The 21,746-nt window shown below is 72.8% G+C and carries 18 protein-coding genes and 1 pseudogene; 13 read left to right on the top strand and 6 right to left on the bottom strand.

Features of this window, described 5'->3' with window-relative positions; genetic code table 11:
* Positions 1-14 precede the first annotated feature (14 nt).
* Positions 15-500, bottom strand: coding sequence for a ribose-5-phosphate isomerase (locus tag UW392_RS01825; RefSeq protein ID WP_320773043.1), 486 nt, complete (start codon positions 498-500; stop codon positions 15-17).
* 124 nt (positions 501-624) lie between these two features.
* Here UW392_RS01825 and UW392_RS01820 point away from each other — a divergent pair, with 124 nt between their 5' ends.
* On the top strand, positions 625-2,121 hold the full coding sequence (locus tag UW392_RS01820; protein WP_320773042.1) for an amino acid permease: 1,497 nt from the start codon (positions 625-627) through the stop codon (positions 2,119-2,121).
* On the opposite strand, the gene UW392_RS01815 is transcribed toward UW392_RS01820, so the two are convergent.
* Complete coding sequence (locus UW392_RS01815; RefSeq protein ID WP_320773041.1) at positions 2,108-4,330, bottom strand: serine/threonine-protein kinase; 2,223 nt, start codon at positions 4,328-4,330, stop codon at positions 2,108-2,110. The genes UW392_RS01820 and UW392_RS01815 overlap by 14 nt on opposite strands.
* A gap of 75 nt (positions 4,331-4,405) precedes the next feature.
* On the opposite strand from UW392_RS01815, the gene UW392_RS01810 reads away from it, so the two are divergent.
* Entirely contained in the window at positions 4,406-5,173 is a 768-nt protein-coding gene (locus UW392_RS01810; protein ID WP_320773040.1) for a hypothetical protein, read from the top strand.
* Between the two features lie 84 nt (positions 5,174-5,257).
* Here the strand turns inward: UW392_RS01810 and UW392_RS01805 are convergent, their stop codons facing one another.
* Positions 5,258-5,839 (bottom strand): biotin transporter BioY, encoded by a 582-nt coding sequence (locus UW392_RS01805; protein ID WP_320773039.1) that lies wholly within the window; start codon positions 5,837-5,839, stop codon positions 5,258-5,260.
* A 522-nt stretch (positions 5,840-6,361) separates the two neighbouring features.
* On the opposite strand from UW392_RS01805, the gene UW392_RS01800 reads away from it, so the two are divergent.
* The 9 genes from UW392_RS01800 to UW392_RS01760 all read left to right on the top strand — a co-directional run bounded on the left by UW392_RS01800 (position 6,362) and on the right by UW392_RS01760 (position 16,144).
* Positions 6,362-7,573 (top strand): ROK family protein, encoded by a 1,212-nt coding sequence (locus UW392_RS01800; protein ID WP_320773038.1) that lies wholly within the window; start codon positions 6,362-6,364, stop codon positions 7,571-7,573.
* 185 nt (positions 7,574-7,758) lie between these two features.
* Positions 7,759-8,832, top strand: coding sequence for an ABC transporter substrate-binding protein (locus UW392_RS01795; RefSeq protein WP_320773037.1), 1,074 nt, complete (start codon positions 7,759-7,761; stop codon positions 8,830-8,832).
* Positions 8,829-9,674: an ABC transporter permease gene (locus UW392_RS01790; RefSeq protein ID WP_320773036.1), complete on the top strand. Its 846-nt coding sequence runs from the start codon at positions 8,829-8,831 to the stop codon at positions 9,672-9,674. Before UW392_RS01795 ends, UW392_RS01790 begins: the two co-directional genes overlap by 4 nt.
* Complete coding sequence (locus UW392_RS01785) at positions 9,650-10,384, top strand: ABC transporter ATP-binding protein (RefSeq protein WP_320773035.1); 735 nt, start codon at positions 9,650-9,652, stop codon at positions 10,382-10,384. Before UW392_RS01790 ends, UW392_RS01785 begins: the two co-directional genes overlap by 25 nt.
* Positions 10,381-11,721 (top strand): LLM class flavin-dependent oxidoreductase, encoded by a 1,341-nt coding sequence (locus tag UW392_RS01780; protein ID WP_320773034.1) that lies wholly within the window; start codon positions 10,381-10,383, stop codon positions 11,719-11,721. Before UW392_RS01785 ends, UW392_RS01780 begins: the two co-directional genes overlap by 4 nt.
* A gap of 12 nt (positions 11,722-11,733) precedes the next feature.
* Entirely contained in the window at positions 11,734-12,651 is a 918-nt protein-coding gene (locus tag UW392_RS01775; protein ID WP_320773033.1) for a TauD/TfdA dioxygenase family protein, read from the top strand.
* A 121-nt stretch (positions 12,652-12,772) separates the two neighbouring features.
* On the top strand, positions 12,773-14,137 hold the full coding sequence (locus UW392_RS01770) for an amino acid permease (RefSeq protein WP_320773032.1): 1,365 nt from the start codon (positions 12,773-12,775) through the stop codon (positions 14,135-14,137).
* 123 nt (positions 14,138-14,260) lie between these two features.
* Positions 14,261-14,902, top strand: a complete 642-nt coding sequence (locus UW392_RS01765; RefSeq protein WP_320773031.1) for a superoxide dismutase — start codon at positions 14,261-14,263, stop codon at positions 14,900-14,902.
* A gap of 258 nt (positions 14,903-15,160) precedes the next feature.
* A complete protein-coding gene (locus UW392_RS01760; protein ID WP_320773030.1) occupies positions 15,161-16,144 on the top strand; it encodes an NAD(P)-dependent oxidoreductase in 984 nt (327 codons plus the stop codon).
* A 64-nt stretch (positions 16,145-16,208) separates the two neighbouring features.
* On the opposite strand, the gene UW392_RS01755 is transcribed toward UW392_RS01760, so the two are convergent.
* Positions 16,209-16,847 carry a DsbA family protein gene (locus UW392_RS01755; protein ID WP_320773029.1) on the bottom strand — a complete coding sequence of 213 codons (639 nt, stop codon included), beginning with the start codon at positions 16,845-16,847 and terminating at the stop codon, positions 16,209-16,211.
* 149 nt (positions 16,848-16,996) lie between these two features.
* Here UW392_RS01755 and pepN point away from each other — a divergent pair, with 149 nt between their 5' ends.
* Together pepN and UW392_RS01745 are read left to right on the top strand one after the other, a co-directional pair.
* A complete protein-coding gene (gene pepN, locus UW392_RS01750) occupies positions 16,997-19,579 on the top strand; it encodes an aminopeptidase N (RefSeq protein ID WP_320773028.1) in 2,583 nt (860 codons plus the stop codon).
* A 219-nt stretch (positions 19,580-19,798) separates the two neighbouring features.
* Positions 19,799-20,860, top strand: a complete 1,062-nt coding sequence (locus UW392_RS01745; RefSeq protein ID WP_320773027.1) for a hypothetical protein — start codon at positions 19,799-19,801, stop codon at positions 20,858-20,860.
* An 11-nt stretch (positions 20,861-20,871) separates the two neighbouring features.
* Here the strand turns inward: UW392_RS01745 and UW392_RS01740 are convergent, their stop codons facing one another.
* Together UW392_RS01740 and UW392_RS01735 are read right to left on the bottom strand one after the other, a co-directional pair.
* Positions 20,872-21,102, bottom strand: a complete 231-nt coding sequence (locus UW392_RS01740; RefSeq protein ID WP_320773026.1) for a hypothetical protein — start codon at positions 21,100-21,102, stop codon at positions 20,872-20,874.
* A gap of 12 nt (positions 21,103-21,114) precedes the next feature.
* Positions 21,115-21,746: pseudogene (locus tag UW392_RS01735) on the bottom strand (hypothetical protein); the annotation flags it as partial.

Raw genomic sequence — 21,746 nt, 5'->3', positions numbered from 1 at the left:
GCGGGCGTTCGGCCCTACTGCTGCGGGTGGTGGGCGGGGATCGGCGGCAGGTCGCCGGTCGTCTCGTACGCGGCGAGCATGTCGATCCGGCGGATGTGGCGCTCGTCGTCCGAGAACGGGGTGTTGAGGAAGACCTCGACGAACTTTGTCGCCTCCTCCTCGGTGTGCATGCGGGCGCCGACCGCGACGACGTTGGCGTCGTTGTGCTGCCGGCCGAGCCCGGCGGTCTCCTCGCTCCAGGCCAGCGCGGCGCGTACGCCCTTCACCTTGTTCGCCGCGATCTGCTCGCCGTTGCCGCTGCCGCCGATGACGACGCCGAGGGTGCCGGGGTCCGCGGCGGTCCGCTCCGCGGCGCGGAGGCAGAACGGCGGGTAGTCGTCCTGGGCGTCGAAGATGTGCGGGCCGCAGTCGACGGGCTCGTGGCCCGCCGCCTTGAGCCACTCGACGAGGTGGTTCTTGAGTTCGTAGCCCGCATGGTCGGAGCCGAGATACACGCGCATGGTTCGAGTGTGACACGCGGGCCCGGGGGAAGCAGCGTCGGGTGGAAGGCCTCCGTTTCACTGGACCGACTCGTGCCCCTTCCGTACGGGACGCGGGTCGAACGGCACAAAGGAAATCCACTCCATGACCTCGCAGCCGACCCTCACCGAAGCCGGAGGTCCCGGGGAGCCCGGGAAACCCGGGAAGCCCGGAGAGCCCGGCACCGGTCTCCAGGCCGGTCTCAAGGACCGCCACCTCACGATGATCGCCATCGGCGGTGTCATCGGCGCCGGTCTCTTCGTGGGCTCCGGCACGGGCATCGCCGCCGCCGGCCCCGGCATCCTCCTGTCGTACGCGCTCGTCGGCACGCTGGTGGTGCTGGTGATGCGGATGCTGGGCGAGATGTCGGCGGCCGATCCGACGTCGGGTTCGTTCTCCGCGCACGCCGACCGGGCGCTCGGCCGCTGGGCCGGGTTCACCATCGGCTGGCTGTACTGGTTCTTCTGGGTCGTGGTGCTGGCGGTGGAGGCGACCGCGGGGGCGACGATCCTCGAAGGGTGGGTGCCGGCCGTACCGCAGTGGGGGTGGGCGCTGATCGTGATGCTGGTGCTGACCGCCACCAACCTGATCTCCGTGGGCTCCTACGGCGAGTTCGAGTTCTGGTTCGCCGGGATCAAGGTCGTCGCCATCGGGGCGTTCATCGTCATCGGCGGGCTGGCCGTGTTCGGCGTGCTGCCGGGCGCCGACACCGACGCGGCGGGCCTGTCCAACCTGACCGGCCACGGGGGCTTCCTGCCCAACGGCCCCGGCGCCGTCCTCACCGGCGTGCTGCTGGTCGTCTTCTCCTTCATGGGCAGCGAGATCCCGACGCTGGCCGCCGGCGAGTCCGCCGATCCCCGGCAGGCCGTCGCCAAGGCGACCAACAGCGTCATCTGGCGCATCGCCGTGTTCTATCTGGGCTCGATCCTCGTCGTGGTGTGCCTGCTGCCGTGGGACAGCGAGTCGATCACCAAGGACGGGTCCTACGTCGCCGCCCTCGACTCCCTCGGCATCCCGCACGCCGGTCAGATCATGAACGTCATCGTGCTGTCGGCGGTGCTGTCCTGTCTCAACTCCGGTCTGTACACCGCCTCCCGCATGGCCTTCTCGCTCGGCGAGCGCGGGGACGCGCCGCGGTCGTTCGCGCGGACCACCTCGCGCGGGGTGCCGCGGACGGCGATCCTGACGTCGGTGGCGTTCGGCTTCGTCGCCGTCTTCTTCAACTACGAGTGGCCCGACTCCGTCTTCCTCTTCCTGGTCAACTCCTCCGGCGCGGTGGCCCTGTTCGTCTGGCTGGTGATCTGCTTCTCGCAGCTGCGGATGCGGAAGATCGTCGCCGCGGAGGCACCGGAGAGGCTGGTGGTGCGGATGTGGCTGTACCCGTACCTCACCTGGGCGACGGCGGCGCTGATCGTGTTCGTGCTCGGCTACATGCTGACCGACACCGAGCACGACGGGCGTACGACGATGCTGCTGTCGCTGCTGGTGGCGGCGGCCGTGCTGGCCGTGGCGCTGGTGCGGGAGCGGGTCGGGCGCGGGAAGCGGGCGGGCGCCGGCGCGGGCACCGGCTCGGGCTCGGGCTCGGGCGTCATAGGAGAGTGAAGCTCTCCTTGACCTTCTCGTAGGTCTTGAGGGCCTCTTTCTCGATCTCCGGCTGGTACCAGGTGTTGATCTGGTACGACTTCTCCTCCTCGGTGAAGCCGAGGAGCTGGGCGTGCCAGGGCTCGCCCTTGAGCGTGAAGGTGTACTCCCAGACCACCGCCGGGTGGTCGCGGAACGTGGTCTCCTCCAGGCGGACCTTCTGGTAGTCCTCGCCCTGGTGGGCGTTGCGCTCCGAGGTCCGCCAGGTCTCCAGCAGGTTGCCGCGGGCGAGGGAGGACTTGGCGACGAGTTCCTGACGTCCGTCCGGCGACGTGTAGTGCACCTCGGCACCCGTCTTGACGTCCCGGCGCCAGCCCTCGGGGGGCGTCCAGGCAAAACCGCCGGCCTCCCGGCGGGCACCGGGCGGGAGCGTGGGCGGGCGGGAGGTGCCCTCGACCGTGGGGGCGGAGGTCGTGGCACCGGCGCCCTCCTCCCCGCCCGGGGAGCCCGAGCCGGTCGCGAGGACGGCCGCGATGACGGCACCCGCGACGACCAGCGCTCCGACGGCGGTGAGGAGGGCGGTGCGGCGGCGCCGCGAGGGGCGGTCCGGGGACCGCTGGGGAGTGGTGGGCGATTCGGGCGGGCCGAGGGGTTCGGCGGTGAGTGCGGCGTCGGGCTCGGCGGGCCCGTTCACCTCCGTGACCGGGCCGCTCCCCCTCGGGGTGCGGGAGGTGGGGGTGTCCGGGGTCAGGGGGGCGAGCGGTGCGGCGGGGGTGGGTGATTCGGTGGCTTCCGTGGGGGTGGGACGGGGAGCGGCCTCCGGGGTGGAGACCTGGGTGGGAGTGGGAGTGGGGGCGGGAGTGGGGGCGGGTGTGGGTGTGGGTGTGGGTGTGGGTGTGGGTGTGGGTGTGGGTGTGGGTGTGGGGCTGGGGACCGGGCTGGGGGTGGGCAGGGCCTGGGGGTAGGCGTCGGGGGGCGTGGTCGGTGCCTGCGGGGTCTCCGGGGGCGCGTCCGGTATCCCCGGTGGTGCGGTCGGTATTTCGAGCGATGCGGCCGGTACTTCGGGCGACGCGCCCGGTACTTCGGTCAGGGCGGCCGGGGTGTCCGTGCCCGGCGTCGGCGTCGGCGTCGGCGTCGCCGCCTGCGGTGTCTGCGAAGACACCCCCGACACCCCCGACACCCCCGACTTCTCCGACACCCCCGACTTCTCCGACTCCCCCTGCTTCCCCGACTCCCCCTGCTTCCCCGACACCCCCTGCTTCCCCGACTCCCCCGGCGGGCGCGGTTCCGGGAACCCGGTCGTCGCCGGCGGAGGTTCCGTCACCCGTAGCGTCGGGGTCGGGGGCGGCGCCGCCACCTCCTGGAGCGCGGCCTCGATGTCCTGCAGCTCCGGGCGGGCCGACGGTTCCTTCTCCAGCAGGGCCGCCAGGATCTCGCTCAGGGGGCCCGCGGCCGGCGGCAGTGCGGGTTCCTCGTAGAGCACGGCGTGCAGCGTCGCGAGGGTCGTCTCGCGGGTGAACGGGGAGCGTCCGGCGAGGGCCGCGCAGAGGGTCGCGCCGAGCGACCAGATGTCGGAGGGCGGGCCCTGCGGGCGCCCGGAGACCCGCTCGGGTGCCATGTAGTCGGGCGAGCCGACCAGCATCCCGACCATGGTCAGCGCCTTGGTGTCCTGGATCGCGGCGATCCCGAAGTCGGTCAGGACGACGCGCCGGCCGGCCGACTCCACCAGGACGTTGCCCGGTTTGATGTCGCGGTGCAGCACCCCCCGCGCGTGCACCTGCCCGAGCGCCGCGACCAGGCCCAGCCCGATTCTGGCCGTCTCAGCCGGTCCCAGCGGCCCCTCCTCGGCCATGGCCTGTTCCAGGGAGCGGCCGACGACCAGCTCCATGACGATCCACAGGCGGTCGCTCTCCTCCACGACGTCGTAGACCCGGACGACGTTCGGATGATCGATCCGCGCGGTGGCCCGCGCCTCGCGCAGGACGCGTTCCCGGCGCGTCCGGGCGTCCTCCGCGTCGATGCCGTCCATCCGCATCTCCTTGACGGCGACCGGGCGGTCCAGAATTTCGTCGGCGGCCCGCCACACCCGCCCCATTCCACCCTGACCGATACTCTCGGCCAACCGGTAGCGTCCCGTCACCAACAGACCTGGAACACCGCCGCTGCGCGTATTTCCCGGCAATCCGCCGCACCCCCTGGTTTGAAACACAACGGTCACACTTGGAGGCATACCAGCATAGTGCGCGCATATCTTGTGGTACCTCTTCGAGTACTGCGAATTCAGGCGCAGCCAAGGGGGGCGAACATGATTTTTCTTCGTACGACGACCGTTACGGGATCGCTGGTCGTGGCATCTTTTTCGGCGGCGATGATCCTCTCCTCCCCCGCCGTCGCCGATGACGACGGGCCCGGGAGCAGCCAGGGAGGGAAGGCGGTCGACGCCGCGCCGGCGGGCGTGAAACTGACCACGACGCTACCGTCCGAGATCTCCGTCGACAATGGCTCGGAAAAGACCGGGTTCGATGCGACGGTGAAGAACGGGGGAAGCGAGGACAGCGGGAAGATCAAGCTGTGGGTGGTCGGTTTCGACGGAATGACCGTGAACAGCGTGGAAGGCTGCACACCCATAGCGGAGAACAATCTTCCGGAAGGGTCGAACAGCGGCTACAACTGCGAACTCGACAATCTCCCGGCGGGCGAGACGAAGTCGTACGCGGTCGATGCGACCTACGATCTGTCGAAGAAGGGCGAGGTCTGTCTGCCGGTGCTGAGCACCGACGGGAAGAAGACCTTCTGGCAGCAGGGCCCGGTGCCGTTCGGGACGACCAACCCGTCACCGGACGCTCCGGCGACCCCGTTGCTCCTCGGCACCGACAACCAGCCGGTGGCGCCGGGCGGGGACCAGGGCGACGAGGAGCCGGGCAGCGGTCAGGGCAAGGACGACGAGCTGCCTCGGACCGGCGCGGGACGCGACGACGTGGTGCCGCTGGGGGCGGCCGGCGCGGCGCTGGTCACCGCGGGGGCGGCCGGTCTGTGGTGGACGCGCAGGCGGCCGTCGCACGAGCGCGGCTGACCGCGTCGGGACCGCGGCTCGCTACGTACGGAGGCCCGCCGAACCCCTGGGGTCCGGCGGGCCTCGTGTACGTCGGGTACCGCGTCAGCGGCGGTCGGCCAGCTTCCACGCGGTGGGCAGCACGCCCATCGCCAGCGCCGCCTTCACGGCGTCGCCGATCAGGAACGGCGTGAGGCCCGCGGCGATCGCGGCACCGGCCGACATGCCGGTGGACAGGGCCAGGTAGGGCACGCCGACGGCGTAGATGATCGCCTCGCCGAGCAGCATCGCGCCGGCCGTGCGCCAGGCGGAGCGGTCGGCGCCGCGGCGGGCCAGCGCGCCCATGACCGAGGCGGCGATGATCATGCCGAAGACGTAGCCGAGCGACGGCATGGACATACCGGAGCCGCCCTGAGCGAACCACGGCACGCCCGCCATGCCCGCCAGCGCGTACAGCACGAGGGAGAGCACGCCGCGGCCGGCGCCGAGGGCCGTGCCGACGAGCAGCGCGGCGAAGGTCTGGCCGGTCACGGGCACCGGGGAGCCGGGCACGGGCACGGCGATCTGCGCGGCCACGCCGGTCAGCGCGGCGCCGCCGACGACGAGCGCGGCGTCGCGGACGCGGGAGGCCGGGAGCAGGTCGGCGAGTACCCGGCCGGGGCGGGCGAGGACGGTGGCGGTGCTCATGGGGCCTCCGTGGACGGGGTGGGCAGTTCAGGACACCGTGACGCTATACCGCCGCACTGACACGGATCACCGTCGGTGCCCGACAAAGGCGGTGACGGGGACTTGGTCGGCTTCGGACAACGACGCCCCGCCACACCCGCGCGGACGTGACTCCGCTCACTCGGCACCCGTGACGTGGCTCGCGCGGCGACGGCACGGACGCGGCTCGCGGCGCGGACGCGGCTCGCGGCGGGCGGCGCGGACGCGGCTCGCCGGGGCGTCTCGCCCGTCGGTCGCCGTCTGGGCAGGGCCGGGCCGCTTTGCTAGCTTCGGGCGCATGGTCGCCCAGGCCCGGAACTTCTCCTCGCGTCGCCATGTCGATCTGCGGCGCGTGGGCACGGCCGTCTGTCGCCGCGGCTGAGCGGGGCCCGGCGGAGCGGTTCTCCGACGGGCCCCGGTCCGTCGAGCCGGCGCGGCGCGCGCCCGAGCGCCCGGTGCCGGACTCGTTGCCCTGCGAGGACCCGAGGCCCCGAGGAAGTCCCCATGCCCCGTACCGCGGCAGCACGTCCACTGACCTCTCCCGTTCCCCGTGTCGCCGACAGCGGCCGGCTGCGTACCAGTGCCGGTGTCGTCCTGCGGTCCGTGCTGGAGCACGGGCCGGTGGCGCGCAGCACCGTCGCCCGGCTGACGGGTCTGTCGCCGGCCTCGGTGACCGACCACTGCGGGCGGCTCACGCGGCTCGGGCTGATCCGGGAGGCGCCGGCGCCGCTGCGGTCGGGCGGGGTGGGCCGGCCGCACCTGCCGGTGGACGTGGACACCGGGCGGCTGGTGGTGGGCGGGGTGCATGTGGCGGTGCCGTACACGACGGTAGCGCTGCTGGACCTGCGCGGGCGGGTGCTGGCCGAGCGGCGGCTGGAGCACGGGACAGGCGACGGGACGGAGCCGCGCCGGGTGCTGGCGCGGGCCGCCGACGGGCTGCGCGGGCTGCTGGAGGAGGCCGAGGGGCGGGTGCCGCTGGGGGTGGGGTTCGCGGCCGGCGGCTGGGTGGACCGGGCGGCGGGGACCGTCGTGGAGCATCCGCTGCTGGGCTGGCGGGAGGTGGCGGTGCGGGAGGCGCTCGGCGCGGCGACCGGGCTGCCGGCGCAGGTGGACGGGCACGCGCGGGCGCTGGTGAACGCGGAGCGGCTGTTCGGGCGGGAGCGGGGCAGCCGCAGCGTGCTGCACCTGTTCGTGGGCAACGTGGTCGACGCGGCGTTCGCCACCAACGACGAGGTGCACCACGGGCCGCGTTCGCAGGCGGGGGCCATCGCCCATCTGCCGGTGCCGGGCGGTACGGAACCCTGCGGGTGCGGACGTACCGGCTGCCTCCAGGTGGAGCTGAGCGAGCGGACGCTCTGCCGGCGGGCCCGGGAGGCGGGGGTGATCTCCGGGGTCAATCCGATGCACGTGCTCGCTGCGGCGGCGGACGGCGACCGGGTGGCCACCGCGCTGCTGGTGGACCGGGCGCGGCGGGTGGGCCGGGCGGTGGGGCTGCTCCTCGACGTCCTCAATCCGGAGCGGGTCGTCGTGACGGAGATCGGGGCGATGCACCGGAAGGACTGCCTGGCCGCGCTGCGCGCCGAGGTCGGGGCGGAGCGGGCGGAGGCGGTGGCGCCGGGCAGTTTCCGCACCTCGCCGCTGGCCGTGGCGGGCGGCGCGGTGGTCCTGGACGACCTCTACCGGGACCCGTTGGGCGTCTCACCTGTGGCCATTTAATTCAGAAACTCGGAATGTTGACACGGGTCACGCCCCGCTTGGAGCATCGTCGTCATGAGCCCGCTTCTGAACTGTCGCACCTTCTGTTGCTGACACACCGACGCCTCTGACGCGTCCGGAGCGCCCTCTTCTCCCCTCTGTTCCTCCCTTTCCTCACCGGCTTTCCGCTGCCCGGGAGTTCCGCCATGCCTTCCCCACCCCTGTCCGTGTCCGGGGGCGTCGACCGACGCCTCTTCCTGACGTCCCTGCTCGGTGTCACCGCCGCGGCCGCCGGTCTGAGCGGCTGTGCGGACAGCAGCGCCGCGACCGACACCTCCGCCACCCGCGCCCCGCTCGCCTCGAAGGTCCCGGCGGGGACCAGCCTGAAGATCGCCTCGTACCAGAACGCGCAGGAGGTGCGGCTGAAGCTCGCGGGCCTCGGCGAGCTGCCGTTCGAGGTGGCCGACTGGCTGAACATCGGCGCCGGTCCCGACGTCATCAACGCCTTCCGCGCCAACTCCCTGGACGTCGCCAACAACGCGGGCATCCCGCCGATCCAGGCCCACTACCAGGGCTACGACGCGAAGATCGTGGCGATCAACATCACCCGCAAGCCGATCTACCTGTTCGCCACCCGGCCCGGCAGCGACATCCGCGACGTGTCCGGGTTCAAGGGCAGGCGGCTCGCCTTCTCGCAGGGCCAGGCCCAGGGCGTGGTGCTGCTGCGCGCGTTGAAGGAGGCGGGGCTCGCCTACGACGACGCGGAGCTGGTGCCGCTGACCAGCAACCAGTTCCTCACCGCCCTCCAGTCCGGCCAGGTCGACATCGCCCCGCTCGGCACGTCGCAGGTCCCCTCGTACCTGAAGCAGTACGGGGCGAGAGGCGCCCGGGTCATCGAGACCGACGTGGTGGACCTGCTGAACCTGCTGTGGGCGCCGGCCTCGGTGCTGGCCGACCGGGCGAAGGCCGCCGCGGTCGCCGCGTACATCCCGTTCTGGGCGAAGAGCGCGGTGTGGGAGTACGAGCATCCCGACGAATGGAACCGGGAGTTCTACGTGGAGACGCAGAACCTGACCCTCGCCCAGGCCGAGTCGATCACCGAGCTGGCCAACAAGCCGCTCTTCCCGCCGAGCTGGGACGAGGCGGTGCGCTGGGAGCAGGAGACCGCGGACCTGCTGGCGGAGGGCGGCTACGTGGACGAGTTCGACGTGGAACCGCTCTTCGACCGGCGTTTCGAGGCCGTCGCGGCGAAGGCCGTGCCGGCGGAGTACCGGAGGTGAGCGCCGTGACCACGACCACCGCGGCGCCCGCGACGACCGCGGCGGACGGCCCCCGGGTCCGGCGCCGCAAGCGGCTGGCGCCCGGCCGCCGGGTGCCAGCCGTCCGGCTGCTCGGCCCCCTCGTGCTGCTGGCCGTCTGGGCCGCCGCGTCCGCCGCGGAGCTGCTCGACCCGGGCGCGATCCCGGCGCCGTGGACGGTGCTGGAGAGCGGCGCCCACCTGTGGACCGACGGCACCCTGCCGAACGACGTCCTGACCTCCCTGCGGCGCGCCGGTACCGGCTTCGTGATCGGGCTGGCCGCGGGCGTGGTGCTGGCGCTGGTCTCCGGGCTGAGCCGGGCCGGTGAGGCGCTGATCGACGGGACCGTGCAGCTCAACCGGGCCGTCCCGACGCTGGGTCTGATCCCGCTGTTCATCCTCTGGCTGGGCATCGGCGAGACGTTCAAGATCGCGATCATCGCCATCGTCGTGTACATCCCGATCTACCTCAACACGCACGCCGCGCTCTCCGGCATCGACCACCGGTTCGTGGAACTGGCCGAGGTGCAGGGCCTGTCCCGGCTCGCGTTCGTCCGGCAGGTCGTCGTCCCCGGCGCGCTGCCCGGCTTCTTCGTCGGGCTGCGGCTCGGGGTGACCGGCTCCTGGCTGGGCCTGGTCGTCCTGGAGCAGATCAACGCCACCAGCGGGCTGGGCTACATGATGTTCCAGGCGCAGAACTACGGCCAGACGGACGTGATCCTCGTCGGCCTGGTCGTCTACGGCATCTTCGGCCTGGTCTCCGACACGGTGGTCCGGACTCTGGAACGGAGGGTGCTGGCATGGCGCCGCACACTGAGCAGCTGACCCGTCCGGCGGTCCGGCTGAAGGGCCTGACCCGGTCCTTCGGCGACCGCACGGTGCTGGACTCCATCGACCTCGACCTGCCGGCCGGGCAGTTCACGGCGCTGCTCGGGCACAGCGGCTCCGGCAAGAGCACCCTGCTGCGGGCGGTCGCGGGCCTCGACCACGGGGTGGCGGGCGACGGCACGCTCATCGCGCCCGAGCGGGTGTCGGTGGTCTTCCAGGACTCCCGGCTGCTGCCCTGGCGCCGGGTGCTGCCCAACGTACTGCTGGGACTGGCCGACAAGGACGCCGGGGAGCGCGGCCGGGCGGCCCTGGCCGAGGTGGGTCTGGCGGGGCGGGAGCGGGCCTGGCCGAGCGAGCTGTCGGGCGGCGAGGCGCAGCGCGCGGCACTCGCCCGGTCGCTGGTCCGCGAGCCGGAGCTGCTGCTGGCCGACGAGCCCTTCGGCGCGCTGGACGCGCTGACCCGGATCCGGATGCACGGGCTGCTGCGGGAGCTGTGGGAGCGGCACCGGCCCTCGGTGCTGCTGGTCACCCACGACGTGGACGAGGCGATCGTGCTGGCCGACCGGGTGCTGGTGCTCCAGGAGGGCCGCATCGGCGTGGACCTGACCATCGACCGGCCGCATCCGCGTTCGTACCGCGACCCCCTGCTCGGCGAGTACCGGGAGCGGCTGCTGGCCGCGCTCGGCGTCACGGAGGACCACCGATGAGCGCACGTCAGCTGCACCTCAACGCGTTCCTGATGAACACCGGGCACCACGAGGCGTCGTGGCGGCTGCCGGAGAGCGACCCGCACGCGCACGTCGACCTCGCGCACTACGCGCGGCTGGCGCGGACCGCCGAGCGCGGCACCTTCGACTCGCTCTTCCTGGCCGACGGCCCGGTCCTCTTCAACGACGTCGGGCAGCGGCCGTCCGGTTCGCTGGAGCCGGTCACCCTGCTCACCGCGCTGGCCGTCGCCACCGAGCACATCGGGCTGATCGCCACGGCGTCCACCTCGTACAACTCGCCGTACAACCTGGCCCGGCGGTTCGCCTCCCTGGACCACATCAGCGGCGGCCGGGCCGGCTGGAACATCGTCACCACCGCGGGCGCGGAGGCGGCCCGCAACTTCGGCCTGGACGGCGAGCCGGCGCACGCCGAGCGGTACGCGCGGGCCGAGGAGTTCGTGGACGTGGCGCTGAAGCTCTGGGACAGCTGGGAGGACGACCTGGTCGTCGCGGACAAGGCGGCCGGGGTGTGGGGCGACGGCACGCGGCTGCACCCGCCGCGCCACGCGGGGAGGTTCTTCCGGGTCGAGGGCGCGCTGAACGTGCCGCGCTCGCCGCAGGGCTATCCGCTGCTGGTGCAGGCCGGGTCGTCGCAGGACGGCAAGCGGTTCGCGGCGCGGTACGCGGAGGCGGTGTTCACCGCGCAGCAGACCCTCGACGGGGCGCGGTCCTTCTACGCCGACCTCAAGGCGCGCGCGGAGGCGGCGGGCCGGAACCCGGACCACCTGAAGGTGCTGCCGGGGATCGTCCCGGTCGTCGGGTCGACCGAGGCCGAGGCCCGGCACCACGAGCGGGTCCTTGAGGAGCACATCGTGCACGAGCACGGGGTGCGCCGCCTGGAGCACCTGCTGCACCGGCCGCCGGGCACGCTGCGGCTGGACGGGCCGCTCCCCGACGACCTGCCGCCGGAGGACGCCGTGGAGGGCGCCAAGAGCCGGTACACGCTGGTGGTGGAGCTGGCCCGGCGCGAGCGGCTCACCGTCAGGCAGCTGATCGGGCGGCTCGGCGGCGGGCGCGGGCACCTCACCTTCGCGGGGACACCCGAGCAGGTCGCCGACACGGTCGAGGAGTGGTTCCGCTCCGGCGCCGCCGACGGCTTCAACATCATGCCCGCCGTCCTGCCCTCGGGCCTGGACGCCTTCGTCGACCACGTCGTGCCGCTGCTGCGTGCCCGCGGTCTGCTGCGCGCCGAGTACGGCGGGCGCCGCACCCTGCGGGAGCGCTACGGCCTGCCGCGCCCCGCCAACCAGCACGTCACCGTTCCCGCCCTGGTGTGAAAGGACCCGCACATGTCCGGCATCGAACTGAGCAAGGTCACCGCGCACATCGGCGCCCGCGTCACCGGCGTCGAGATCGCCAAGCCCCTGGACGACGCCGTCGTCGCCGCCCTGCGGGAGGCGCTGAGCGCCCACAAGGCGCTGGTCTTCGACGACGTGGACCTCGACGACGAGAGCCAGGAGACGTTCGCCCGGCACTTCGGGGAGGTCACCTCCGCGCATCCGACGGTGGGCGCGGTCGACGGCTCCCCGAACGTGCTGCCCGTCGACACCGAGCTGGGCGTCGCCAACCACTGGCACACCGACGTCACGTTCGTCCTGAATCCGCCGCAGGCCAGCACCCTGCGCAGCATCACCGTCCCGCCGTACGGCGGGGAGACCCTGATCGCCGACTCCGCCGCCGCCTACCGGGCGCTGCCCGAGCCGCTGCGGCGGCTGGCGGACACCCTGTGGGCGGAGCACACCAACGACTACGACTACGCGGTGCCGCCGGAGACGGTCGACGAGGAGCAGGCCGCCCGGCGCGCCACGTTCACCTCGATCAAGTACCGCACCGCCCACCCGGTGGTCCGCGTCCATCCCCTGACCGGTGAGCGGGGCCTGTTCATCGGCGGGTTCGCGCAGCGGATCGTCGGCCTGTCCACCGGCGAGTCCCGGACGCTCCTCGACCTGCTCCAGGGATACGTCACCCGTCCCGAGCACCTACTGCGCTGGCGCTGGTCGCCGAACCAGCTGGTGCTCTTCGACAACCGCATCACCCAGCACTACGCCGTCGACAACTTCGACCGGCTGCCGCGCCGGCTGCACCGGGTGACGGTCGCCGGGGACGTCCCCGTCTCCGTCGACGGCAAGCGGTCGTACGTCATCGAGGGCGACGCCTCGCACTACACGTCCGTCGCCACGTCCGTCGCCACGCCCGTCGCCGGGTAACCGGAACATCACCCTCCGGAATACGATCGTCCGCATACTGGGCGGTCACCTCGTCCCCGCTGTGAGTCCGCCCAGACTGTTGTCGTTTTTGCCCCCTCGCAGCAAGGGACGGGCCGCGCCCATGCCCAGCACCACCACCGGGACGCCGTCCCGGGAACTGTCCCACGGCCTCAAGCAGCGCCACCTGTCGATGATCGCCCTGGGCGGCGTGATCGGGGCGGGGCTGTTCGTCGGGTCCGGCGCCGGCATCGCCGCCGCCGGGCCCTCGATCGTCATCGCGTACACGCTCTCCGGGCTGCTCGTCATGCTGGTGATGCGGATGCTCGGCGAGATGTCGGCCGCCTATCCGTCGTCGGGGTCGTTCTCCGCGCACGCCGAGCGGGCGATCGGGCCCTGGGCCGGGTTCACGGCGGGCTGGGCGTTCTGGGTGCTGCTCTGCACGGCGGTCGGCCTGGAGGGCATCGGGGCCGCGCAGATCGTCAGCGGCTGGCTGCCGGGCACGCCCGAGTGGCTGTGGGTCGCCCTGTTCATGGTGGTGTTCTGCGGCACCAACCTGGCGGCGGTGAAGAACTTCGGCGAGTTCGAGTTCTGGTTCGCGGCGCTGAAGGTCGGCGCGATCACCCTCTTCCTGGTGCTGGGCGTGCTGGCGATCACCGGGGTGCTGCCGGGCACCGAGGCCCCGGGCACCGGCCACCTCACCCCCTTCCTGCCCAACGGCGGCGACGGCCTGATCATCGGTCTGCTCGCCTCCGTCTTCGCCTACGGCGGCCTGGAGACGGTGACGATCGCCGCCGCCGAGTCGGAGAACCCGGTCAAGGGCGTGGCGAGCGCGGTGCGCACCGCGATGTGGCGGATCGCGCTGTTCTACATCGGCTCGATGGCGGTCATCGTCACCCTCGTCCCGTGGGACTCCGCCGAGGTCGTCGAGAAGGGCCCCTACGTCGCCGCCCTGGACGAGCTGGGCATCCCCGGCGCCGGGCAGCTGATGAACGTGGTCGTCTTCGTCGCCCTGCTCAGCGCGATGAACGCCAACATCTACGGCTCCTCGCGGATCGCCTTCTCGCTGGTGGAGCGCGGGCAGGGCCCGAAGGCGCTGGGCCGGGTGTCGGGCGGGGTGCCGCGCACGGCCGTGCTGGTCTCCTCCCTGTTCGGGTTCGGCTGCGTGCTGCTCAGCTACTGGCGGCCGGACGACGTCTTCGCCTGGCTGCTGAACATGATCGGCGCGGTGATCCTGGTCGTCTGGATCTTCATCGCCGCGGCCCAGCTGCGGCTGCGGCGGCAGCTGGAGCGGGAGGCGCCGGAGCGGCTCGTGGTGCGGATGTGGGCGTACCCGTGGCTGACCTGGTTGGCGCTGGCGGGCATGGCGGCGGTCTTCGTGCTGATGGCCCGGGAGCCGGACACGCGGGTGCAGCTGTACTCGACGGGCGCGATGACGGCGGTGCTGGCGGCGGCCGGCTACGCGTGGCAGCGGCGGTCGCGTGGCTGACCGTCGGTCGCGCGGCTGACCGACACCCTTCCTCTTCTGCCCCCGGGGACCCTCCCCGGGGGCATTCTGCTGCTAGCGTGCAGTTGCAAGCCTTTTGCAATAAGAGGTCGGAGGGGATCCGCCATGCCCGTCTACACGCTTCCTGAACTGCCGTACGACTACTCCGCGCTGGCCCCCGTGATCAGCCCCGAGATCATCGAGCTGCACCACGACAAGCACCACGCCGCCTATGTGAAGGGCGCCAACGACACCCTGGAACAGCTCGCCGAGGCGCGCGACAAGGAGCAGTGGGGGGCGATCAACGGCCTGGAGAAGAACCTGGGCTTCCACCTGTCCGGGCACATCCTGCACTCGATCTACTGGCACAACATGACCGGTGACGGCGGCGGCGAGCCGCTGGCCGCCGACGGCGTGGGCGGGCTCGCGGACGCCGTCGCCGAGTCCTTCGGCTCCTTCGCCGGGTTCAAGGCGCAGCTCACCAAGGCCGCGGCGACCACCCAGGGCTCCGGCTGGGGCGTCCTCGCCTACGAGCCGCTGAGCGGCCGCCTGATCGTCGAGCAGGTCTACGACCACCAGGGCAACGTCGGCCAGGGCTCGGTGCCGATCCTGGTCTTCGACGCCTGGGAGCACGCCTTCTACCTCCAGTACAAGAACCAGAAGGTCGACTTCATCGAGGCCATGTGGCAGGTCGTGAACTGGCAGGACGTGGCCCGCCGGTACGAGGCCGCCGCCGCCCGTACGAACGTGCTGCTGCCGGCGCCCTGAGGCGCACCGAACGTCCTGCCTCGTGATCGTCTTCTCACCCTTCACGACGGCGGGCGGAAGAGAGGGAGCCCCCGCGAGGACCTGACTCGCGGGGGTTTCCCGCGTTCCCGTCCGGACCGGTCCGACCGGGCCATTGACGTCCCGGCCGTACCGCACCCAAGGTCACTGGCAGCACAGCCGTACGAGCACAGCCGCGTGAGCACAGCCGTACGGGCACAGCGCGACCGAGGAGCGACGGACAGACGGGAGAACCCCCCGATGATGGACCCCTTACGCGTCGTCGCCGCCGGCGACGACTTCCTCCGGCCCTCGCTGATCGCCCGAGCGGTCGGTGACGCACTGCGCGAACACCCTCCCGAGGTGCGCGAACTGACCGACGGCACCACCGAGGAGCGGCTGATCGAGGCGCTGGCGGGAGCGCGGGTGCTGGTCACCCGGGAGGGGCCGGTCACCGCTCGGGTCCTGGACGCCCGCCCGGAGCTGCGGCTCGTCGTGATCTGCCCCGGCGGCTCGGCCGAGGCCGACCTGGACGCGGCCAAGGCCCGCGGCGTCACCGTCTGCCGCATCCCCCGCCCGGAGGCCGCCGCCACCGCCGAGTACGCGCTCGGCCTGATGCTGGCCGCGCTGCGCCGCATCCCGCAGACCCACGAACTGCTCGCCGGGCGCGGCGACTGGGCGGGCGCGGTCCGCACCGGCTACGAGGGCACCGGACTGGAACTGGAGGACCTGCCCGTCGGACTGGTCGGCCACGGCGTGATCGGCGGCCGGGTCGCGCGGGTGCTGTGCGCGTTCGGCGCCCAGGTGATGGTCCACGACCCGTACGTCCGCGGCGAGATCCACGGCCTGCGGGTGGCCTCCCTCGACGAACTCCTCACCCGGTCCCGGGTGCTGACCCTGCACGCCCGGCTCGCCCCCGGCACCGGCGGGCTGATCGGCGCCCGGGAGCTGGCGCTGCTGCCGCCCGGGGCCGTGGTCGTCAACGCGGCCCAGGGGGACCTGCTGGACGAGGACGCGCTGTGCGACGCGCTGGAGAGCGGCCGGGTCTCGGCGGCGGCGCTGGACACCTACGCGCGGGAGCCGGTGCCGGACGGCTCCCGGCTGTTCGGCTTCGCCGACCGGGTGGTGCTCACCCCGCACCTGGCCGGGTCCACCCGGGCGGTCGCCGAGAAGGCGGCACGGTCGGCGGCGGAGGAGGTGGCGCGCTGGGCGCGCGGCCGGTCGACGGCGCACTGTCTGGTCTGAGACCGGGCGGCCCGCTGCCCGGACGGATCGTGGAGCGGGCCGCCGTCCTGAGTGAGCGTGGTGGCTACAGGTTGCTGAAGTCCGGGCCCTTGGTGCGGGTGCGCTTGATCTCGTAGAAGCCGGGGACCGAGGCGACCGCGAGGGTGCCGTCCCAGAGGCGGGCGGCCTCCTCGCCCTTCGGGGCGGGGGTGACGACCGGGCCGAAGAAGGCGACCTGCTCGCCGTCGGCGCCGGGGACGGCGATGACGGGGGTGCCGACCTCCTGGCCGACCTTGTCGATGCCCTCCTGGTGGGAGGCGCGCAGCTGCGGCTCGTAGGGGGTGGCGTCCCAGTGGTCGAGGAGGGACTCGGGCAGGCCCGCGTCCTTCACCGCGGCGGCGGTCGCCTCCTTGGTCGGGCCCTCGCCCTGGTTGTGGAAGCGGGTGCCGAGCGCGGTGTAGAGGTCACCGAGGACCTCCGGGCCGTGCTCCTCCTGGGCCGCGACGACGACGCGGACCGGGCCCCACGCCTTGGTCTCCAGCATCTCCCGGTACTCCTCGGGCAGCTCGTCGAGCTTGTCCTCGTTGAGCACGGCGAGGCTCATCACGTGCCAGCGGACCTGGATGTCGCGGACCTTCTCCACCTCCAGCACCCAGCGGGAGGTCATCCAGGCCCAGGGGCACAGCGGGTCGAACCAGAAGTCGACCGGTGTCTTCTCCGACATGTCTCTCCTCGTGAGCGGGTGCTGAGGGCAGGTGATCCCCTGCGGCAACATCCTCGCGCGCCCGGCCATTCCCCCGCTGTCCGCCGTCAGGGGCACATGGGAGGATCGGTCCTGTCCGCATACTGAACACGACCGAGGGAGTGCCGTCCGTGCCCGGTGAGAATCTGTCCCGTGACGAGGCCCGGGAGCGGGCCGCCCTGCTGTCCGTCGACGGGTACGAGGTGTCCCTCGACGTGCGGTCGGCGGTCGGCGAGGCGCCCGGCACGGGGCCGCGCACCTTCCGGTCCGTGACCACGGTCCGCTTCCGCTGCAACGAGCCGGGGGCGAGCAGCTTCGCCGACCTGATCGCGCCGAGCGTCACCGCCGTCTCCCTCAACGGCCGCGACCTCGACCCCAGCGAGGTCTTCGACGGCTCCCGGATCGTCCTTGAGGACCTCGCCGCCGACAACGAGCTGGTGGTGGACGCCCGGTGCGCCTACTCCCGCACCGGTGAGGGCCTGCACCGCTTCGTCGACCCGCAGGACGGCGAGGTGTACCTGTACACGCAGTACGAGCCGGCCGACTCCCGCCGGGTCTTCGCCAACTTCGAGCAGCCGGACCTGAAGGCGCCGTACCGCTTCGAGGTGCGGGCGCCCGAGGAGTGGACGGTGTGGAGCAACGGCGCCGGTGAACGGGCCGACGGGGTGTGGCGGTTCGCGGAGACGAAGCCGATCTCGACGTACATCACCTGCGTGGTGGCCGGGCCCTACCACTACGTCACCGACTCCTACGAGCGGACCCTCGCGGACGGCACCCGGCTGGAGATCCCGCTCGGCGCGATGTGCCGCAAGGGCCTCGCGCCGCATTTCGACGCCGACGACGTCTTCCTCATCACCAAGCAGGGCCTGGACTTCTTCCACGACCACTTCGACTTCCCGTACCCGTTCGGCAAGTACGACCAGGCGTTCGTGCCCGAGTACAACCTCGGCGCGATGGAGAACCCGGGGCTCGTGACCTTCCGCGAGGAGTACATCTTCCGCGGGAAGGTGACGCGGGCGTCGTACGAGGGCCGCGCCAACACGATCCTGCACGAGATGGCGCACATGTGGTTCGGCGACCTCGTGACCATGGAGTGGTGGGACGACCTGTGGCTCAAGGAGTCCTTCGCCGACTTCATGGGCGCGTTCGCCAACGTCGGCGCGACCCGGTTCAAGGACGCCTGGATCACCTTCGCCAACCGCCGCAAGGCGTGGGCGTACCGCGCCGACCAGCTGCCCTCCACGCACCCGATCACGGCCGACATCCGTGACCTGGAGGACGCCAAGCTCAACTTCGACGGCATCACCTACGCCAAGGGCGCGAGCGTGCTCAAGCAGCTCGTGGCGTACGTCGGACAGGAAGCGTTCCTGGAGGGCGCGCGGCGCTACTTCAAGCGGCACGCCTACGGCAACACCCGCCTCGGCGACCTGCTGTCGGTCCTTGAGGAGACCAGCGGACGCGACATGGCGTCCTGGGCCCGGTCCTGGCTCCAGACCGCCGGGGTCAACTCCCTCACCCCGCAGGTGCTGCTCACCACCGACGGCCGGATCGACGAGCTGGCGGTGGTGCAGGAGGCCGCGGAGTCGCACCCCGAGCTGCGCCCGCACCGGGTCGCGGTGGGCCTGTACCGGCGTACGGAGAACGGCGCGCTGGAGCGGTACGCGCGGGCGGAGGCGGATGTCGACGGCGCGCGGACGGTGGTGGGTGAACTGGCCGGGGAGCAGGCGCCGGAGCTGGTCCTCGTCAACGACGACGACCTGACGTACTGCAAGGCCCGCTTCGATGCGACCTCGCTGGCCACGCTGCGGGCCCGGCTCGGCGACATCACCGACCCGCTGGCCCGCGCGCTGTGCTGGTCGGCGCTGTGGAACATGACGCGGGACGCGCTGCTGCCGGCCCGGGACTTCATCGAGCTGGTGCTGACCCACGGCGAGCGGGAGTCCGACATCGGCGTGCTGCAGATGCTGCACGCCTGGGCGGAGTCCGCGGCGACCCACTACACCGCGCCCGAGCGGCGGCGGGAGACCGGCCGCCGGCTGGCCGAGGGCGCCTCGGCCCGGCTGTCCGCCGCCGCGCCCGGCAGCGAGCACCAGCTCGCCTGGGCCCGGTTCTTCGCGCACGTCGCGGCCGTCCCGGCCGACTTCGAGACGCTGACCTCGCTGCTGGACGGCGCGGACGGCCTGCTGCCGGGGCTCGACGTCGACCAGGAGCTGCGCTGGACGTTCCTGGAGACGCTCGCCGTGCACGGCGTGATCGGTGAGAAGGAGCTGGCCGCCGAACTGGCCCGGGACGACACCGCCTCCGGCAAGCGCCATCAGGTCCGCTGCCTGGCCGCCCGGCCGTCGGCGGCGGTCAAGGCGCAGGCCTGGGCGCAGGTCGTGGAGTCCGACGCGCTGTCCAACGCCCTGGTCGAGGCGACCATCGCGGGGTTCCAGCAGCCCACGCAGCGGGAGCTGACCGCGCCGTACGCCGAGAAGTACTTCGCGGCGATCGAGCGGGTGTGGGCGGACCGGTCGATCCAGATCGGCATGGACGTGGTCCGGGGGCTGTTCCCGGCCTTCCAGGACTCCCCCGGGACGCTGGCGGCGACCGACGCGTGGCTCGCGGCGCACGAGGGGGCCGCGCCCGCCCTGCGGCGGCTGGTGCTGGAGGCGCGGGACGACCTGGCGCGGGCGCTGCGCGGACAGGCGTGCGACACGGGTTCCGTCGACTGACACGGCCTGAACCGGCCTGACGCGACCCGACCCAGCTTTGGCCAAGGCTCGGGCGCCGCGTCATCGTTACAGCGGGTGCCGTAACCCCTGGCCCCCACCCCGGGGGACCAGGGGTTTTCGGCATCCGGACACCTGCCCTTTAGGCCGTGCCTGTCCTCGTATGTCGACAGCCGTGTAACAGGGGTTAAAGGACGTATCGGACGCGGGAATCGCCCCCGCATGACCCACAACACCCCGCTCTCCCCCCGCCCCCTGCACCACCTGGCCGCCGGCCCCGGCCGCGTCCTGACCACGGCCCAGCTCCGCTCGCACGGCGTCACGGCCGCCGAGACCGACGAGCAGTGCCGGCCCGGCGGGCCCTGGCAGCGGATCCTCCCCGGTGTGGTGCTGCTCCGGCCGACTCCGCCGACCAGCGAGGAGCGGTTGCGGGCGGTGCTGCTGTACACCGTCCGGGAGCGGACCGGGGCGGCGCCGGGCGGGGAGCCGGCCCCGGGCGTCCCGGCCCAGCCCGGTCCCGGCGGCGCCGGTACGGAACCGGCCGAGGCGATGATCACCGGGCTGGCGGCGCTGACCCTGCACGGCGTGGCCGGCGCTCCGCCGCTGCCGTCCCTGGCCGTCCTCGACGTCCTGGTCCCCCGGCTGCGGCGGCTGCGGTCGACGGGGTGCGCGCGGGTCATCCGCACGGCCGCGCTGCCCGAAGCCGAGACCGTCACCGGGATTCCCGTGGCGCCGGTCGCCCGCGCCCTGGCGGACGCCGTCGCGGGGCTGACCGACGCGGCGTCGGTACGGCGGCTGCTGACCGAGGCGGTCCGCGGCGGCCACTGCGAACCGACGGCGGTCGTACGGGAGTTGCGGCGGGCCCGGGTGCTGAGCCGGCCGCACGTCGTGGACGCGGTGGACTCCCTCGTCGCCGAGGGGCGGGCCCTCGCGGAGGAACGGCTGTACCGGATGGTCGCCGAGTACGGCCTGCCGGACCCGGTCTGGAACGTCGACCTGCGGCTGCCCGGCGGTCCCCACCTGGGCGGCCTCGACGCCTACTGGCCGGAGCAGGCCGTCGCCGTCGAACTGGACACCCGGGCCCACCGCCAGGACGACGACGCGCTGTGGGCGCGGTACGCCCGCAAGCGGGAGCACCTGGAGCGGCTGGGCATCACCGTCGTCCACCTCACGCCGAGGAAGCTCCGGGACTGCCCGGAGCACCAGGCGGCGGTGGTCCGTACGGCCCTGATGGCGGCGGCGGACCGGGAGCCCGCCGCGTACGTCGTCGTGCTCCCCCGGTAGCCCCGCGACCGTCAGCCCGCCGCCGGGCCGTCCTCCGTCCCCTCCTCGCCGGCGGCGGCCCGCTCGACGGTCTGGTTGCCGTTCATGACGGCGTAGAGGGTGGCCCCGTTGTCGGCGGTGACGTTCTGCACGGGGCCGGCGGGGTGGTCCGCCGGGGCGGCGGCACGGACCTCGACACGGTTGCGGTCACCGGCGACGACGGGGCCGTGGGCGTCTCCGCCGACGCGGATGGAGTTGGACATGGGGACGTCCTTTCAGGAGAGTCGGGTGAGGGTGAAGGAGCCGCAGGTCAGGCACTCCAGCCCCGGGGCCGCGTCCGCCGGGAGACCGACGGTGAGGTCCGCGCTGTCCTGGTCGGAGCCGAGCGTGACGGTGTAGAGGACCTGTCCGATGGGGGCGCCGCACTCGTCGTCGACGTCGTAGGCCGACTGCAGGGCGCTGTAGGTGCTGCCGTCGCCGGTGAACTCCGACGTCTCGGTCTCGCCGCACTGGTTCTGTCCGGTGAGGGTGAAGCTGCCCGAGCCGGTGTCGACGAACTCGTAGACGCCCCCGTCGCTCCGCTGCCAGGTGCCGCCGAGACCGGTCGGTTCCGGTTCCGGTTCTGGTTCCGGGGTGTCCTCCGCGTAGGGGTCCTCCGTGCCGGGGTCGTAGACGTTCGTGTCCGGCGTCTGCGGCGTGTAGGCGGAGGAGTAGCTCGGAACCGCCGACGTGCCGGCGGCGCTGGTGCGCGACTCCTTGTACTGATCGACGGCGACGCCCCCGATGACTACGGCGACGACGGCCGCGGCCACCTTGAGCGCGGCGGCGGCGCCCGCGCCCATGGGCGCGGCGCCGGCCCCCGTGGAGCCGGCCGCCGCGGCGTGCGCGGACACCGGGTCGGCGCCGG

It is taken from the genome of Streptomyces sp. CRN 30, assembly GCF_034105845.1.
This window is presented reverse-complemented; position numbering and strand designations above follow the sequence as displayed.